The sequence below is a fragment of the Flavobacterium sp. WC2509 genome, assembly GCF_052683105.1.
Window position 1 is genome coordinate 4,127,975 of the sequence record NZ_JBQZFG010000001.1, and the last position, 18,258, is coordinate 4,146,232.

The following is an 18,258-nucleotide window of genomic DNA, read 5'->3' on the forward strand; positions in this document are numbered from 1 at the left end:
ATCAAAAATCGTTAATCATAATTCTTAAATTATTTTCATTCCTTCGTCATTCACTTTGGAAACGTGAATTTCATAAGGTAAATTCATTTCTTCGTAAACAGCACTCATGGCTTTGGCGATTTTTTCGGCATTTTCTTTTCCTTTGCTTAAAGCAAAAATAGAAGGTCCTGAACCCGAAATACCTGAGCCTAAAGCTCCATTTTCATAAGCTGTTTGCTTGATTAAATCAAAACCAGGAATCAGCATAGAACGAATAGGTTCGATGATTTCATCGTGCAGAGAACGACCAATTAATTCGTAGTCCTGAGTGTAAAGCCCCGCTACTAATCCGCCAACATTTCCCCATTGGGTAATCGCGCTTTTTAGAGAAACGGTTTGTTTCAATACCGAACGGGCATCTGATGTTTTCAACTCAATTTGAGGATGAACTACAGTTGCGTATAATTCTGATGGACTGTCAATTTTGATAATATCTAAAGGATTGGAGCTTCTTACCAATGTAAAACCACCCAAAAGGGCAGGGGCAACATTATCGGCATGAGCGTTCCCGCTGGCTAATTTCTCGCCTTGCATAGCAAATTTTACCAATTCTTTTCTTGTGAAAGGTCGTCCTAATAATTCGTTGATACCAAAAACTGCACCAGCAGAGCTTGCGGCACTACTACCAATTCCACTTCCTGCTTTGATGTGTTTGTAGATTTCGATTTCAAAACCAAATTCGGTTTCTACTTCTTCCAACATCGCTAAAGCGGCAACACCAGCAACATTGTTTTCGGTTTCTAATGGCAAATTAGCACCCACAATTTTAGTAATACGAACTCCTTTTACATCCGATTTTCGAACAATCATTTCATCGCCCGCAGTTGCTAAACAAAGTCCGAGTACATCAAAACCACACGAAAGATTCGCGATGGTAGCAGGACAAAATAGTTTTATTTCAGTCATTTTTTATTTTATTACGTAGAGACGTTGCACTGCAACGTCTTTACAGATATGTTGATACAATAGAGACGTTGCAGTGCAACGTCTCTACACATTTCCTATTCTAATTACATCAGCAAAAATTCCAGATGCTGTAACTGCAGCTCCTGCACCAGCGCCTTTTATCAATAATGGCTGATCAACATAACGATCAGTGTAGAATAAAACAATATTGTCTTTTCCTTCCAGATTGTAGAATGGGTGATCTTTTGGAATGAATTGTAAACCTACGCTTGCTTTTCCATTTTCAAATTGAGCAACAAATTTTAGTCGGCTTTCTTTTTGATTGGCTTCGGCTAAAATGGCTTCGAAATGTCTTGCGTGTTCTTTTAATGAAGCGAAAAAAGCATCATTATTTGTTGTACCCATACATGCTGCAGGAAGGAAAGATTTGTTTTCAATGTCTTCAATTTCCATTTGGTAACCGCTTTCACGAATCAAAATAAGGATCTTTCTGGCTACGTCAATTCCACTTAAATCTATTTTTGGGTCTGGTTCTGTAAAACCTTGAACTCCAGCTTCTTTTACAACGTCATGAAAAGTATTATTTTCATCAAAATTATTGAAAATAAAGTTTAGACTTCCTGACAAAACAGCTTGTATTTTGTGTACTTTATCACCAGAAGCGATAAGGTTTTTTACTGTATCAATAATTGGCAAACCGGCTCCAACATTTGTTTCAAAAAGGAAAGGCGCATTGAATTGACGCGATAAACCTTTTAGTTTTTTATAATTGTCATAAGCTGATGAACAAGCAATTTTGTTACAAGTCACTACGGCAACGTTTTGTTTTAAATATTGCTCGTATGTTTTAGAAACTTCTTCATTGGCAGTAATATCAACAAAAATACTGTTACGTAAATTAAGTGCTTTTACTTTTGAAATAAATTCTTCTTTGTTAGCAGATTCTCCTTTTTCTAGAAGTGATTGCCATTCTTTCAAAGAAATTCCATCTTCGTCAAAATGCATTTTTCTGGAATTAGAAACCGCAATAACTCTTAGGTTTATTTTTAGATTTTCTTTTAGGAATTTCTTTTGTTGGTGGATTTGCTCGATGAATTTTTCACCCACATTTCCAACACCCATTACAAATAAGTTTAATTGTTTAGTGTTTTCTTCAAAGAAGTTTTCGTGTAAAGTATTCAGTGCTTTTTTAACGTCTCTTTCGTTAATAACTACCGAAATGTTTCTTTCAGAAGCTCCTTGAGCAATGGCACGAATATTAACGTTGTTTTTTCCTAAAGTACTAAACATTCTACCACTTAATCCTTGGTGATTTTTCATGTTTTCACCCACCAAAGCAATAATACAAAGGTTTTGTTCAACAATACAAGGATCGATTTTGTTTTGTGCGATTTCTATTTGGAATGCTTTATTGATAGCGTTTTCAGCAGTTTCTGCATCTGAATTTGAAATACCTATGCAAATTGAATGTTCTGATGAAGCTTGAGTAATAAAAATTACACTGATTCCTTCATTCGATAATACTTCAAATAATCTTTTCGAAGTACCAGCAACACCAACCATTCCAGAACCTTCCAGAGTGATTAAAGTAATGTTATCGATATGAGTGATTCCTTTTACAGGGTTTGTTTGTTGGGTAATTGAATTTGAAATCAAAGTTCCTTCGGCTTGTGGCTCAAAAGTGTTTTTGATTATAATTGGAATGCTTTTTCTTAAAACTGGCTGGATTGTTGGTGGATACAATACTTTGGCACCAAAATGAGACAATTCCATCGCTTCTTGATATGATATTGTGGCAATTGGCTGCGCTTGTTTTACAATTTTTGGATTGGCAGTAAACATTCCGTTAACATCTGTCCAAATTTCCAATTCACTTGCATTCATAGCTCCTGCAATAATAGCAGCAGTATAATCCGAACCTCCACGACCTAAAGTAGTGTTGATTCCATCTATTGACATAGCAATAAATCCAGGCATAACAGTTACCTGTGCTGCATCTGACTTAAAGTAATCAGTAATAAGTTGGTTGCTAGTTTCAAAATTTACGGCAGCTTTTCCGAATTGATTGTTAGTTTTAATCAATTCACGACTGTCTTTATAACTGCTGTTTTTTAATTTTTGTTTTAAAGCTTCAGCAATGATATAAGAAGATAATAATTCTCCAAAACTTAGGATGGTATCTAAAGTTCTTGGCGATAATTCTCCCAAAAGAAAACAGCCATCTAGCAATGTTTCCAGATGATTGATGATTCTTTTAATATGACTTAATAAACCGCTTTGTTCGCTAACAGGAATAAGTTGTTTAAGTGTTTCTAAATGTTTTTTCTCGATTTCATTTACAATTTCTTTAAAGCTTTCATCATTCGAAGCGGCTTTGGAAGCGGCAGCATGTAATAAATCGGTTACTTTACTTAAAGCGGATACCACAACAACAAGTTTTTCTTCTTGTGCTTTATTAAGGACGATGTCTAATACTAGTTTTATGTTTACTGCATTGGCTACCGAAGTACCGCCAAATTTTAATACTCTCATAAGAAGTTTGTATTTGTTTTATGTAAATTTTAATCGTGATTTTTAATGATTACTATTTGAAAATCAGCGATTTTTGTATTTTTTATTTTGATTGCAAAATGGTTTCTATACACCCATGACTCTCTTTCTTTAAAGAAAAAAGTATAGCAACTGGATTATATGTAAAATGATACCCCTAAGGGGTAGTAGTTGTAGTAGATGTAGTTGTAACAGCAAGTGAAACCCAAATTTGAGTTGTTATCGAAGGATGATATGTGCTGTTAAATTTCTTCATTTTGATTTTTCAAAAGTACTGTTTTTTATGAAAAAACAAAGCTTTCAGGTTCGTTTTTGTGAATAGTTTAATAATTTATTTTAAATTGATGTCTGTATTTAATATTATGTAATTTATCTGTTTATTTATTGAGATTATGTTTGTTTTGAATTTTAAATCAGAGGTTTTTTGAAGTTGATCGACGTTAAAATAGAGAGATATTTTACCTGTAAAGTGCCAATATTACTAAATGAGCATTTTTTTTATATTTAAGTTTTATAAGTTTATATTAATAAGAATTTGCAAATAAAGGTTATGTCTCAATTGATTTTTTTGGGACTTTATAATTTATTTAGAAGTATTAAATAAGTAATAAAAAGCTTTCATGGTTATATGTTGAATTATTCTATTCTTCTTAATGAAATGTAAAAAAGAATATCAATTTTTAAATTATTAAGTTTGTATTTTCTATAGTTTTATTTATTCAATAGTTTTAAAATTAATCAAATTTATATACTTCAATTATATGTTTTTAAGAGATCTTTTAAAGAATAGCATCAAAATTTTTCTTTGCACAATCGTATTTATGGTTTCTCCAAAAGTAGTTGCGCAGCTTAAGCACGAGTCTAAAACTGTTGAGATGACAGCGTTAGATGAGAGTCAAGTGCCAGAATTAATTGGTAAAATTGAAACTTATAATTTTACCATAGATAGAAGCCATTTTTTGCTTGAAAGAGGTTACGATGTTTCTGTTATTGAAAAAGCTTTGCCAGATATTGAAAAAAAGATAAAGGGATTTAAGAAACGATTTGAAAAGAATGGGCAAAAAAAGAATTTGCGCAGCCTTAATAGTACAGTTATCTTATTGGGTGAAATATCAGATAATTTGAATTCTTATAAGACGCTTGTTTCTGGTTATTGTGATCAACTAGCTAAAAGTAATGAGAAACTAAAGAAAATTTTAGCAGATCAGGAGTTGAAGGTGCAGGTACAAGATTCGGCACTGCAATCACAATTGACGGATGTGCTAACGGAGGCTAATGAACTAAATAAATCGCAGAAAAAAGTGCTGGCTAAGCTAAATTTATTACGTAGCCGTGTTTCGATTAATTTATTTGAAACCCAAGATTTATCTTCGGATATGGTTTATTTATCCATTTCAAAAAAGATAAATATGTGGACGCAAGAAGAATCTCCTCTTTTGGAAGCAAATATAAAGCAATATGAAAGTTCCTATTTTGATATTGTTATAAAATCTTTAGAGCGTTCTGGAAAGATTTTGATGATTTATTTGAGTAATAAAATAAATATTATTTTTTTAAGCCTTTTATTATTTACAGGTATAACAGCATGGATGCTTTCAAATAAGCGCAGAATTAAAAAACTAGAAGATTCGGAATCAATTTTGGGTCAATTAAAATTTTTGAAGAAAAGTGTAATCATTGGTTCTGCATTCGGTTTCTTTAGTTATGTGACTTTTCTTTTTGGTAATCCTCCGATGTCACTTTTGCATACTTTTGAAATTTTTAGACTTGTTTTACTTTGCTTTTTACTTTTGCCTTTTTTGACTGAGCAAGCTAAGGTTATATGGTTTTCTTTATTTGTAATCTGGTTTTTTTATGCAATAGATGATGTTTTACTAGATTCGGCATTTGGTGAACGTTGGGCTTTGTTTGTTGCAGGGATCTTATTATTAACTTTATGTATTAAAATTATTCGAAATAGAACCCACTTGCTGATTGAGGTAGAATCTTCTCCAGCAACTAAGGTTTTGGTTGTTTTTACCATTGTACAAGTCATTTTGTCATTACTATTTAATTTAACAGGACGATTATCACTTGCTAAAATATTTGGTGTTAGTGCCGTGCAATGTTTGGTTTTAGGGATCAGTTTAAAGGTATTTTGTACTATAATTATTGAAGCTATCTATTTGCAAACAGAAGCTTATCAGTCCAGTCGATTTTCAAATTTTATTAATTTTAAAGAGCGTCAACATCGTGTTGTTAAGTATTTATGGTTATTGGCTTCAGTTGTGTTTTTAATTTCTTTAGCTAGAAATATTACTCTATATGATTTGTTGACTAATTTTTGTGCTGATTTTTTTAATGCAGAAAGAAGCATTGGTAGTTATAAATTTACTTTTTTAAGCATTGCGATATTTATATTTATCCTTTGGCTTTCATCTGTAATTTCAAGTTTTATTAGTTTTTTCTTTAGTGAAGAAGCTGCACTTACAGGAAAAAGGAGTGGGCTAAATTCGATGATGTTACTGATTCGTTTAGCAATCTGGACGATTGGTTTTTTTATTGCTGTTGCTGCAGCTGGTATTCCAATTGATAAGCTTTCGATTATGCTTGGTGCTTTGGGTGTTGGTATTGGTTTTGGTTTGCAAAATATTGTCAACAATTTGGTTTCAGGTGTAATTATAGCCTTTGAGCGCCCTATTCAAATTGGTGATCAAATTGAAATTGGCAATAAATCTGGTGTGGTTAAAGAAATTGGTGTGCGTTCTAGTAAAATACACAGCGCAGAGGGTTCTGATATTATTGTGCCCAACGGTGATCTATTGTCGCAACATTTAATTAATTGGACAATGCAGGATAGAAGCAAACGAATAGAGTTCATCATTGGAGTACCATACTCTACTGATGTAGAAATAGTACGTAAACTTATTGGAGAAAAATTAGCGACGAACGAAAAGATTTTAGAATTGCCCAAACCTGCAATCATTATACAAGATTTTGGAGAATACACCATTAACATAAAAACTTTGTTATGGGTGGCAGATTTATCTCTTGCAGGTCAAGTCCGTACAGAAGCGATGATTGATGTTAAAACAGTTTTAGCTGAGGCAGGAATTAATCTTCAGGTTAGGCCATTGAGTTAAATATGGTTCCAGTATTTCAGGCTTGTTGACTTTTTAACGTTTTGGTAAGGTCATTTGATTTGAGGTGTTTATAATAATTTTTAAATCATTGTTATAAAAAATTGCTTTTTAATATTGATTTGTTGAATTTTGATGCTTTAAATTAAAATGAAATGGAGAATACGCATTATATAAGTACTGATTTACTTTCTTTCGAAGTCTTGCAGGAGATTATTTCTAATAATAAATTGATAGCTCTTTCGGACGCGGCTAAAAATAATATTCAAAAATGCAGAGATTTTTTGGATGCCAAAATGGCTTCTCATTCTGAGCCTATTTATGGTATTAATACAGGTTTCGGTTCACTTTGCAATGTGAAAATTTCAAATGAAAACCTTTCAAAACTTCAAGAAAATTTAGTGAAATCGCACTCTTGTGGTACTGGTGAAGAAGTGCCAAACGAGATTGTAAAATTAATGTTACTACTCAAGATTCAATCGTTGAGTTACGGTCATTCTGGAATTCAATTGCAAACAGTGGAGCGATTGGTTGATTTCTATAATAATGATATTTTGCCAATAATCTATACGCAAGGATCTTTAGGTGCGTCTGGGGATTTGGCTCCTTTAGCACATTTGGCATTACCTTTATTAGGTGAAGGAGAAGTTTGGTTTGAAGGAAGAAAAGTAAAATCGAGTGAAGTTTTAACTCATTTTGGGTGGGAACCAATAATTTTGCAATCGAAAGAAGGCTTGGCATTGTTAAATGGAACTCAGTTTATGAATGCTTACGGAGCTCATATTTTAATGAAAGCGACTAAGTTTTCTTTTTTGGCAGATTTAATTGGAACTATTTCTTTAGAAGGCTTTGATGGTAGGATAGAACCTTTTGATGAGTTGATACATTATATACGACCTCATAACGGTCAAATTGCGACCGCAAAAAGAGTAAAAGAGTTTTTAGAAGGAAGTGAGATCATCGAACAGCCTAAAACTCATGTTCAAGATCCGTATTCTTTCCGTTGTATTCCGCAAGTACATGGAGCTTCAAAAGATGCTTTTGATTATGTGAAAAAAGTATTCAAAACCGAAATTAATTCGGTGACAGATAACCCTAATATATTTGTAGAAAGCGATCAGATTATCTCTGGAGGTAATTTTCATGGTCAGCCTTTGGCTTTAGCTTTAGATTTTATGGCTATTGCTTTGGCAGAATTGGGTAGTATTTCTGAACGCAGAACCTATCAGTTGATTTCGGGATTGCGTAATCTGCCTGCATTTTTGGTTGATAATCCAGGATTGAATTCTGGTTTTATGATTCCTCAATATACAGCTGCTAGTATTGCTAGTCAAAACAAACAGTTGGCAACTCCATCAAGCGTAGATAGTATTGTTTCTAGTAACGGACAGGAAGATCATGTGAGTATGGGGGCTAATGGTGCTACAAAATGTTTACGTGTAATGGATAATTTAGAACGTATTTTAGCTGTCGAATTGATGAATGCTTCACAGGCGATTGAGTATCGCAGACCTTTGCAGTCAAGTGATTTTATAGAAATGTTTTTAAAATCTTACAGGGAGGAAGTTTCTTTGGTAAAAGAAGATAGAATTTTACATTATGATATTGAAAAAACGGTAATGTTTCTAAATAGTTTCCAAATTGAGAACGATTTATTAACAATGGCTTAACATTAGGCTTGAATAATGAAGTAATTTTGCACTACATTAAACTCAAACAAAATGACATTAAATAGTGTTTTTCAATTTTTAGTTCCTAAAGACAAAAAGTTCTTTCCGCTTTTCGAAGAAGCATCTAGTAATTTAATTGAATTAGCTTCAAATTTGCACGAAGCTGTAAATCTTCCTGTGAAAGAAAGAGAAAATATTTTTATCAAAATAGATGAGCTAGAACAAAAAGGAGAGGATATTACTCGTCAAACTAATTTAGAATTGAGTAGAAATTTTATTACTCCTTTTGACAGAGAAGATATTCATTCTTTGATTACCTCAATTGATTATGTAGCCGATTATCTTCATGGTGCGGCTTCAAGAATGCGTTTGTATCAAGTGGATAAAATCACAAAATCAATTCGTAAAATGACAGAAATCAATTTAGAAGCCTGTCAGCATATAGACGAAGCGGTAAAAGAGTTGAGAAACTTGAATAATATGAAAACGATTACCAACGCTTGTGCTAAAATCAATAAGTTGGAAAATAAATCAGACATGGTTTATAACAAAGCAGTTTTTGAAATTTTCGAAAACGAAACAGACGCCAAAAATATCATTAAATATAAAGAAGTATTGTCAGTATTGGAATCAGCAACTGATAAATGTAAGAGTGTAGCTAGTGTTTTAGAATCTATTACTGTAAAACATTCTTAATTTAACCTATTCATTCTGAAGATATTGATATGACTTTACTATTAGTTATTATAGTTCTAGCATTAATTTTTGATTACATCAATGGTTTCCATGATGCCGCCAATGCTATAGCTACAGTTGTGGCAACCAAGGTTTTGTCGCCTTTTCAAGCGGTTCTTTGGGCAGCCTTTTTTAACTTTCTGGCCTATTGGGTTTTTGGTTTTGGAGTAGCCGATACGGTTGCCAAAACTGCTCATACCATGGACATCAATCTTGTTGTTATACTTGCAGGGGTTCTTGCTGCAATTGTATGGAATTTATTGACATGGTGGCTTGGAATTCCTTCCAGTTCTTCACATACATTAATCGGGGGTTTTGCAGGTGCAGCTTTAGCTCATGCCATTGCAGTACACGGTTTTTCAGGTTATGTGGCCGAAGATGGTAAAATACAATATTGGTATGATATCGTAAGTTGGTACAAAGCAGGGAAAGATGGAGGAATGCCTTCGGGAGTTCTTATTATTATTGCATTTATTGTTCTGGCTCCTGTTGTTGGTGCATTCATGTCATATTTGATCTCGATTTGGTTATTAAACGCATCTCGTAAAAGCATTTATCCTAAGATTTTTACAGTAGCATTAATGATCCTTACAATTTGGTTCGTTAAAAATCAAATGGTATTTTTTGAAGATATAGAAAAACCACGTTTTGATTCTCATTTTTGGAGTGTAGCTTTTGATTCTCATAATATTAAATGGTTTTTAGTTGCATTTATCGTATTAACTGTAAGTCTTTTTTGTTTGATATTTAGTAGTTTAAATTTAAATCAAGCAGATGCTGCACTTAAAAAGATGCAATTAGTATCTTCAGCTGCTTTTAGTTTAGGTCACGGGGGTAACGATTCTCAAAAAGTAATGGGGATTATTGCTGCGGCTGTTACGGTTTATATTCATACTACAGGTGCTGCACAACTTAGCTTGCCAGATTGGTTACAAGTAGTTCTTCCAGACGATGACAAAGGAATAAAAGGAGCAATGCCTGCTTGGATACCTTTAGCGTGTTATTCTGCTATTGCAGCTGGAACGTTAAGTGGTGGTTGGAAAATTGTAAAAACAATGGGTTCTAAAATTACCAAGGTAACTTCGTTTGAAGGAGTTGCTGCCGAAACTGCTGGAGCATTAACCTTATATTTTACTGAACATTTAAAAATACCAGTAAGTACAACTCACACGATAACAGGTTCTATTATTGGAGTAGGTTTAACAAAAAGGATTTCAGCTGTACGTTGGGGAGTTACCGTAAGTCTTATTTGGGCTTGGATATTAACCATTCCTATCACAGCAATCCTGGCTTCATTAGTATATTATTTTTTAGCTTTATTTTTATAAAATAATTCCAAATTATATGAAAAAACCATTCGCAATCCGAATGGTTTTTTTATGCCTTAAAATGAATGTTTGATTTTTTTAGGAGCAGAGATTTTTGGTGATCATCAACAGTTCTCCCGCTTTCCGTTGCAATCTTTTGTGCTGAACCCCAGCACAAAAGGATTTTCACTTCACACGAGCGAAGTGAACTGGCGAAGCAATCGGGGCTAGGTGAATAATGTAAGGTTTTTATAAATCTTTCAAAGAAGGGCTAATTTACTAGGGTAAGATTTAAGTGAGTTGATAAACTCTTATTTAACCTTATGATACACTATTACTGAATTCTAATTCTGCTATCTGAATACTGTAATCTATTTCTCTAGCTTCCTTGTATTAAGTTTTTATGATTTTTTCTGCGCTTGTAATGGGTTTGTTTTAGAGTCTGGTCACCGGTAATAATGCTAATATTTCCATCGATTTCAAGCATGGCCATTTTTACGTCTTTAAAATATTCTACACCGTGTTCTCTCATTGCTTCTTTTAATTCCTCCGAAGTGATGTTTACTTTGCTTAAGGCTTTGAAATCTAAAGTTCCGTTATGAATCAGAATTTCAGGTTTTTCAAGCATAAAAGCATTGAACTTTTTATATTTAAATAATAATTTTTTCAGGATGAAATTAATTATAAAAAGAATCGTTGCGGCGGCCAAACCTCCCAGTAATGTTGTGTTGTTTCCTACCATTGCATTTTGCACCGAATTGCTAATTAGTAAAATTAAAATCACATCGGCAGTATTGAGTTGAGATAACTCTTTTTTGCCAAAAATGCGTAGTGCAATAATCATAAATAAATACACGGCAGTACTACGAACGATGATATCTAGGTAAGGATTCATTTTTTAGTATTGAAAATTATTCAATCAAATTTCTATATTCTTTGCTCTTTATTCTACTTCCTAAAAAATCTATTTAATCTTAAAGTTCTTCTCAATTGCTTTGATCATTTCTCCAGCGATATCTTTATTGGTGGCGCCTTCGATTCCTTCAAGTCCTGGCGAAGAGTTTACTTCGAGTAATAAAGGTCCTTTTGAAGAACGAATAATATCAACGCCAGCTACTTTTAGATCCATGGCTTTTGCTGCTTTTATGGCAATTCTTTTCTCTTCAGCGGTAACTTTAATAACTGAAGCGGTTCCTCCCAAATGTATGTTTGCTCTGAACTCTCCTGGCATAGCTTCTCTTTGAATCGCAGCAACCACTTTACCATCAATTACAAAACATCTAATGTCTTTTCCATTGGCTTCTTTAATGAATTCCTGAACCAGTATATTAGCATTTAAGCTTTTGAAAGCATTAATTACGCTCTCAGCTGCTTTCTTAGTTTCTGCCAATACAACTCCTTTTCCTTGAGTTCCTTCTAATAATTTGACAATAAGAGGTGAACCTCCTACCATTTTAATTAAATTATCAGTATCCAATGGGGAATTGGCAAATCCTGTAGTTGGAATATCAACACCATGATTAAGTAATAATTGCAAAGAGTATAATTTATCTCTAGATTGCGTAATAGCGGTGGACGAATTTAAAGAAAATACTTTTAAAGCTTCAAATTGGCGGGTTAAAGCACAACCATAAAAGGTAATACTTGGGCGGATTCTAGGAATGATGGCGTCAAATTGATTTAATATTTTTCCGCCACGATAATGAATTTCGGGAGTTTTTGCGTCCAGTTTCATGTAGCATTCTTTGATGTTTAAAAAATGCATTTCATGACCTCTCATTTCGCCAGCCTCCATAATTCTTTTATTGCTGTATAATTCAGGATTACTGGCCAAAAGGCCAATTCGTAAACCAGAGCTTGCTTTTTCTGAGTTTACATATAATTCTTTTAGGCTTTCAGCAGTTGGCTGTCCTAAAAGGTATTTTTGTTCAGGATCAACAAGGATTCTTCCGCTCATGGCTTCTCTTCCTAAAAGCATTCTGAAACCCATTGAATCTCTATTGGTAAGCGTCATTTCTATAGGCCATTTGGTCTCTCCAATAGAAATACTGGTTTGGATTACATAGCGATGTTCTCTAAATCCACTGGAGCTTTTTACAATACGTTTCCCAACCAAAGGAGCTTCACAATGAATAACTGTTTTAATGTTATTTTGAATTGGATTAATGTCAAACTTTACCCAATTAGCATCGTTTTTTATAAATGGAGCAATATTAATAGCATGCAAAGCAGATGTTTTGGCTCCAGAATCGACACGAGCTTTAATTGTAGGAATTCCTAATTCTGGAAATGAGCACCATTCTTCGCTACCCAGTATGACTTTATTTTGTACCATAAATTAATTTTGGTTGTTCTTTTTTGTTTATATCAAATGTAAATATTTGTTTTTAAAAAATACGATAATATCCTATAAAGAATAAACCCGTTATGTTATTAAAACGTAACGGGTTTGTTAGGTGTGTTTTTGTTTTAAATTATTGATTTGTAGGTTCTTCTGCTTTGTGAACTTTTATAGTTAACTCTTGAGAACCTTCTTCAATATCCATAAATATTTCGTCACCAGATGTGATTTTAGAAGTGATAATTTCCTCTGCTAAAGCATCTTCAACGTATTTCTGAATGGCTCTTTTTAAAGGTCTTGCTCCAAACTGTTTGTCGAATCCTTTATCAGCAATAAATGCTTTGGCTTCGTCTGACAATTTTAGTTGATATCCCAATTCATTAACACGACTGTATAGTTTTTTCAACTCAATTTCGATAATCAAATTGATATCTTCTTTTTCTAAAGTGTTAAATACAATTACATCGTCAATTCTATTTAAAAATTCAGGAGCAAAAGTTTTCTTTAAAGCATTTTCGATAATGCTTTTCGAATTATCATCTGCTTGAGCAACTTTGGCAGCAGTACCAAATCCAACACCTTGCCCAAAATCTTTCAACTGACGAGCTCCTACATTAGAAGTCATAATGATAATGGTGTTCTTAAAGTCGATTTTGCGACCTAGACTATCTGTCAAAAAGCCATCGTCAAGTACTTGCAACATCATATTGAAAACATCTGGATGTGCTTTTTCTATCTCATCAAGCAATACAACACAATAAGGTTTTCTACGTACTTTTTCAGTTAATTGTCCACCTTCTTCGTATCCTACATATCCCGGAGGCGCTCCAACTAATCTAGAGATCGCAAATTTCTCCATGTATTCACTCATGTCAATTCGTACCAATGCATCTTCAGAATCAAATAATTCTTTTGCAAGAACTTTGGCTAATTGTGTTTTTCCAACCCCAGTTTGACCTAAGAAAATAAAGGAACCAATTGGTTTGTTAGGATCTTTCAATCCGGCACGATTTCTTTGGATGGATCTTGCAATTTTTAATACAGCTTCATTTTGTCCAATTACTTTGTCCTGTATTAATTGAGGTAATTTGGCTAATTTATTACTTTCTGTTTGTGCAATTCTATTCACTGGAATACCAGTCATCATCGAAACAACATCAGCTACATTATCTTCGGTAACAACAATTCTATTGCTTTTAGAATCTTCTTCCCATTGCTCTTGTGCTATGGCTAAATCTTTTTCTATCTTTTTCTCATCATCACGAAGTTTGGCTGCTTCTTCATATTTTTGTTTTTTAACAACCAAGTTTTTTAATTCGCGAACTTCTTCCAGTTGGCGTTCTAAATCTAATATTTGTTTAGGAACGTCAATATTGGTGATGTGAACTCGAGATCCAGCTTCATCCAATGCGTCAATAGCTTTGTCTGGTAAGAAACGTTCAGACATGTATCGATTCGTTAATTTAACACAAGCCTCAATAGCTTCATCTGTGTAAATTACATTATGATGGTCTTCATATTTGTTTTTAATATTGTTCAAAATTGCAATCGTTTCCTCAACAGAAGTTGGTTCAACAATTACTTTTTGGAAACGTCTTTCGAGTGCTCCGTCTTTCTCAATATATTGTCTGTATTCATCCAAAGTGGTGGCGCCAATACATTGAATTTCTCCTCTTGATAGAGCAGGTTTGAACATATTTGAAGCATCAAGCGAGCCAGTAGCTCCGCCTGCACCAACAATAGTGTGAATTTCATCAATAAAAAGAATAATGTCGTCGTTTTTTTCTAACTCATTCATTACTGCTTTCATGCGTTCTTCAAACTGACCTCTATATTTAGTGCCAGCAACTAAACTGGCTAAATCAAGAGTTACTACACGTTTGTTGAATAATATACGAGAAACTTTCTTTTGAATAATACGCAAAGCAAGACCTTCAGCAATAGCTGATTTACCCACACCAGGTTCTCCTATTAATAGTGGGTTGTTTTTTTTGCGTCGACTCAAAATTTGAGAAACACGTTCTATTTCTTTTTCACGTCCAACTACAGGATCCAGTTTTCCGTCCTCTGCCATTTCTGTTAAATCTCTCCCAAAGTTATCAAGAACTGGGGTTTTAGATTTTTTATTAGATTTATTGGCTGGATTATTAAAACCACCTTCTTTGAGACTGTCATCTTGTCCTGAATCATCATTATATGATTCGTTTTTTGGCAAGTTTTCTAAAAATTCTTCTTCGTTTGGAGTCATATTGATGTATTGTTCTTTAGCTACGTCATAATCAATTTTGAGTTTATTCAATAGCTTGGTTGTTGGATCGTTCTCATTTCTTAAGATACACAACAGTAAATGTGCTGTGCTAATAGAGGAGCTTTGAAAGACTTTTGCTTCTAAAAAAGTCGTTTTCAACGCTCGTTCAGCTTGACGGGTCAGATGTAAATTTTTCTTTTCTACATTGACATCAATGCTAGGGCTAGCTGGGCTTAGGATCTCAACCTTTCTCCGTAAATGCTGAAGATCTATAGAGAGGTTGTTCAGGATGTGTATAGCTTTACCATTACCATCCCTCAGAATGCCAAGCATCAAATGTTCAGTACCTATAAAGTCATGCCCAAGGCGCAAAGCCTCTTCTTTGCTATAAGTAATAACGTCTTTTACTCTAGGTGAAAAATTATCATCCATAATATTAAATATTGTTAATGTAAATTTAGTAAACATGATGATTAAAAGCAAAAATCATTCCTTAATAAATCTATTACTGCTAATTGACAAAAAAAATGAAGAATAAAGCGCTAAAAACAACTTAATTTATTAACTAAATGGCAATAATAATTTGTTAATAAATCTAGTAAATTTATGTTTATTTATGGTTTGAAAAACATTGAGAAAGGTTATATTAGCGGGATTTTTTAATACAAAATAATTTTAATTTAAGTATATATTTATGTCTGACGGAGAAAAGTTAATTCCAATTAACATTGAAGATGAAATGAAATCAGCTTACATCGATTATTCGATGTCGGTAATTGTCTCAAGAGCACTTCCTGATGTAAGAGATGGATTGAAACCAGTACATCGAAGAGTACTTTATGGAATGTATGATTTAGGAGTAACTTCAAGATCTGCCCACAAAAAATCCGCTAGAATAGTCGGGGAAGTTTTAGGAAAATATCACCCTCACGGAGATACTTCGGTATATGATGCAATGGTGCGTATGGCTCAAGAATGGAGTATGCGTTATTTATTAGTTGATGGACAAGGTAACTTTGGATCTGTAGATGGTGATAGTCCAGCAGCAATGCGTTATACTGAGGCTAGAATGAGAAAGATTTCGGAAGAAATCATGGCTGATATCGAAAAAGAAACAGTTGATTTTCAATTGAACTTTGATGATACTTTGTATGAGCCAAAAGTAATGCCAACTAGAGTTCCTACTTTGTTAATTAATGGAGCTACCGGAATTGCAGTAGGTATGGCTACTAATATGCCTCCTCATAATTTAACTGAAGTTATCAATGGTACGTTAGCGTATCTTGATAATAATGATATTGAAATAGATGAATTGATGACTCATATCAAAGCTCCAGATTTTCCTACTGGAGGTATAATATATGGTTATGAAGGGGTTCGAGAAGCTTTTAAAACTGGTAGAGGGCGTATTGTAATGCGTGCGAAAGTTGGTTTTGAAGAAGTGGATGGAAGAGAATCTATCATCGTTACTGAAATTCCGTACCAAGTGAATAAAGCCGATATGATCAAACGTACGGCGGATTTGGTAAACGAGAAAAAAATTGATGGTATTGCTAATATTCGTGATGAATCGGATAGAAATGGTATGCGTATCGTTTATATCTTAAAACGTGATGCAACACCAAATGTGGTTTTGAATACCTTATATAAATATACTCAATTACAATCTTCTTTTAGTGTAAACAATATTGCATTAGTAAAAGGTCGCCCACAAATGTTGAATCTAAAAGATATGATTCATTATTTTATTGAGCACCGTCATGATGTTGTGGTTCGTAGAACTCAATTTGAATTACGTAAAGCTGAAGAAAGAGCGCATATTTTAGAAGGTTTAATTATTGCTTCTGATAATATCGATGAAGTAATTGCGTTAATTAGAGGTTCTAAAAATACCGAAGAAGCTCGTGAAAAATTAATCGAAAGATTTAAATTATCTGATATTCAAGCGCGTGCTATTGTAGAAATGCGTTTACGTCAGTTAACTGGTCTGGAGCAAGACAAGTTAAGAGCTGAGTACGAGGAATTGATGAAGTTAATCGAACATTTGAAAGCTTTATTAGCGGATGTAGATTTAAGAACTGCTTTAATCAAAGAAGAGCTTGAAGAGATTCGTGAGAAATATGGTGATGAACGTCGTTCACAAATTGAGTATTCTGGTGGAGATGTAAGTATCGAAGATTTAATTGCCGATGAGAATGTAGTTATTACAATTTCACACGCGGGTTATATCAAACGTACAAATCTAACGGAGTACAAAACACAGAATAGAGGAGGGGTTGGTCAAAAAAGTGCAGGAACAAGAGATCAGGATTTCTTAGAGCACATGTTTGTAGCGACTAATCATCAATATATGATGTTCTTTACTCAAAAAGGAAAATGTTTCTGGATGCGTGTTTATGAAATTCCAGAAGGAAGTAAAACCGCTAAAGGTAGAGCGATCCAAAACTTAGTCAACATTGAAAGTGATGATAAGGTAAAAGCATTCATTTGTACTCAGGACTTGAAAGATAAAGACTATATCAACAGTCATAACCTTGTAATGGTGACTAAACAAGGTCAGGTTAAGAAAACGTCTCTAGAGAAATATTCTAAACCTAGAGTAAATGGTGTTGCTGCTATTACTATTAAAGAAGGTGATGAATTATTAGAAGCAAAATTAACTAATGGTGAAAGTCAAATTATTTTGGCGGTGAAATCTGGAAAATTAGTTCGCTTTGAAGAAACTAAAACACGTCCAATGGGAAGAACAGCTTCTGGAGTTCGTGGAATTACTTTGAAAGATGATACTGATGAAGTAATTGGTATGGTTACTGTAGATAAAAATGATATCAATGATTCGCAAATTTTAGTTGTTACAGAAAACGGATATGGTAAACGTACCAAATTAGTTGATGAAGATGGCGAAGATGTGTATAGAATTACAAATCGTGGAGGTAAAGGAGTTAAAACTTTGAATATTACCGAGAAAACTGGAAAGTTGATTTCTATTAGTGCTGTAACCGATGCTGATGATTTGATGATTATTAATAAATCAGGATTAACAATCAGAATGGCTATTGAAGATTTACGTGTTATGGGACGTGCTACTCAGGGAGTTAAATTGATTAATCTGAAAGGAAAAGATTCGATTGCAGCTGTTACGAAAGTAATGAAAGATGACGTTGAAGAAGTTGTTGTTGATGAAGATGGAAATGTTATTGAAGTAGAAGGTATTGAAAGGGTGAAACCGGTACTTGAAATTCTAGAAGATGATGGTGTAGTTGAAGATGATGACGAAGATGATTCTGAAGAAGAAATTGAGGAAGACGATGCGGATGAAGAGGATAATGATGATGAAGCTTAA

At 33.6% G+C, this 18,258-nt stretch carries 10 protein-coding genes; 5 read left to right on the top strand and 5 right to left on the bottom strand.

Going from position 1 to position 18,258, the window contains the following annotated elements; translation table 11 throughout:
• Positions 1-24: 24 nt before the first annotated feature.
• On the bottom strand, positions 25-945 hold the full coding sequence (locus ACUN3A_RS17085; RefSeq protein WP_445552495.1) for a homoserine kinase: 921 nt from the start codon (positions 943-945) through the stop codon (positions 25-27).
• Positions 946-1,029: 84 nt separating this feature from the next.
• Positions 1,030-3,477 carry a bifunctional aspartate kinase/homoserine dehydrogenase I gene (gene thrA, locus ACUN3A_RS17090; RefSeq protein WP_445552496.1) on the bottom strand — a complete coding sequence of 816 codons (2,448 nt, stop codon included), beginning with the start codon at positions 3,475-3,477 and terminating at the stop codon, positions 1,030-1,032.
• A gap of 779 nt (positions 3,478-4,256) precedes the next feature.
• On the opposite strand from thrA, the gene ACUN3A_RS17095 reads away from it, so the two are divergent.
• From ACUN3A_RS17095 to ACUN3A_RS17110, 4 genes are all read left to right on the top strand, one after another.
• Complete coding sequence (locus ACUN3A_RS17095) at positions 4,257-6,617, top strand: mechanosensitive ion channel domain-containing protein (protein ID WP_445552497.1); 2,361 nt, start codon at positions 4,257-4,259, stop codon at positions 6,615-6,617.
• 152 nt (positions 6,618-6,769) lie between these two features.
• The gene (hutH, locus tag ACUN3A_RS17100; protein ID WP_445552498.1) at positions 6,770-8,284 is read left to right on the top strand and encodes a histidine ammonia-lyase; all 1,515 of its coding nucleotides are present in this window, start codon (positions 6,770-6,772) and stop codon (positions 8,282-8,284) included.
• Between the two features lie 51 nt (positions 8,285-8,335).
• Positions 8,336-8,980 (top strand): DUF47 domain-containing protein, encoded by a 645-nt coding sequence (locus ACUN3A_RS17105; protein WP_445552499.1) that lies wholly within the window; start codon positions 8,336-8,338, stop codon positions 8,978-8,980.
• Between the two features lie 29 nt (positions 8,981-9,009).
• The gene (locus ACUN3A_RS17110; RefSeq protein ID WP_445552500.1) at positions 9,010-10,347 is read left to right on the top strand and encodes an anion permease; all 1,338 of its coding nucleotides are present in this window, start codon (positions 9,010-9,012) and stop codon (positions 10,345-10,347) included.
• A 358-nt stretch (positions 10,348-10,705) separates the two neighbouring features.
• On the opposite strand, the gene ACUN3A_RS17115 is transcribed toward ACUN3A_RS17110, so the two are convergent.
• The 3 genes from ACUN3A_RS17115 to ACUN3A_RS17125 all read right to left on the bottom strand — a co-directional run bounded on the left by ACUN3A_RS17115 (position 10,706) and on the right by ACUN3A_RS17125 (position 15,347).
• On the bottom strand, positions 10,706-11,221 hold the full coding sequence (locus ACUN3A_RS17115) for a DUF421 domain-containing protein (protein WP_445552501.1): 516 nt from the start codon (positions 11,219-11,221) through the stop codon (positions 10,706-10,708).
• Between the two features lie 69 nt (positions 11,222-11,290).
• Positions 11,291-12,661, bottom strand: coding sequence for a 30S ribosomal protein S6--L-glutamate ligase (rimK, locus tag ACUN3A_RS17120; protein ID WP_445552502.1), 1,371 nt, complete (start codon positions 12,659-12,661; stop codon positions 11,291-11,293).
• A gap of 139 nt (positions 12,662-12,800) precedes the next feature.
• Entirely contained in the window at positions 12,801-15,347 is a 2,547-nt protein-coding gene (locus tag ACUN3A_RS17125) for an ATP-dependent Clp protease ATP-binding subunit (RefSeq protein WP_445552503.1), read from the bottom strand.
• 262 nt (positions 15,348-15,609) lie between these two features.
• Here ACUN3A_RS17125 and gyrA point away from each other — a divergent pair, with 262 nt between their 5' ends.
• Positions 15,610-18,258, top strand: coding sequence for a DNA gyrase subunit A (gyrA, locus tag ACUN3A_RS17130; protein ID WP_445552504.1), 2,649 nt, complete (start codon positions 15,610-15,612; stop codon positions 18,256-18,258).

Bases quoted from the DNA above. Each gene is read 5' to 3' on its own strand.
- gyrA (WP_445552504.1), top strand. From the start codon at position 15,610: ATGTCTGACGGAGAAAAGTTAATTCCAATTAACATTGAAGATGAAATG.
- ACUN3A_RS17125 (WP_445552503.1), bottom strand. From the start codon at position 15,347: ATGGATGATAATTTTTCACCTAGAGTAAAAGACGTTATTACTTATAGC.
- ACUN3A_RS17095 (WP_445552497.1), top strand. From the start codon at position 4,257: ATGTTTTTAAGAGATCTTTTAAAGAATAGCATCAAAATTTTTCTTTGC.
- thrA (WP_445552496.1), bottom strand. From the start codon at position 3,477: ATGAGAGTATTAAAATTTGGCGGTACTTCGGTAGCCAATGCAGTAAAC.
- ACUN3A_RS17115 (WP_445552501.1), bottom strand. From the start codon at position 11,221: ATGAATCCTTACCTAGATATCATCGTTCGTAGTACTGCCGTGTATTTA.
- hutH (WP_445552498.1), top strand. From the start codon at position 6,770: ATGGAGAATACGCATTATATAAGTACTGATTTACTTTCTTTCGAAGTC.
- ACUN3A_RS17085 (WP_445552495.1), bottom strand. From the start codon at position 945: ATGACTGAAATAAAACTATTTTGTCCTGCTACCATCGCGAATCTTTCG.
- rimK (WP_445552502.1), bottom strand. From the start codon at position 12,661: ATGGTACAAAATAAAGTCATACTGGGTAGCGAAGAATGGTGCTCATTT.
- ACUN3A_RS17110 (WP_445552500.1), top strand. From the start codon at position 9,010: ATGACTTTACTATTAGTTATTATAGTTCTAGCATTAATTTTTGATTAC.
- ACUN3A_RS17105 (WP_445552499.1), top strand. From the start codon at position 8,336: ATGACATTAAATAGTGTTTTTCAATTTTTAGTTCCTAAAGACAAAAAG.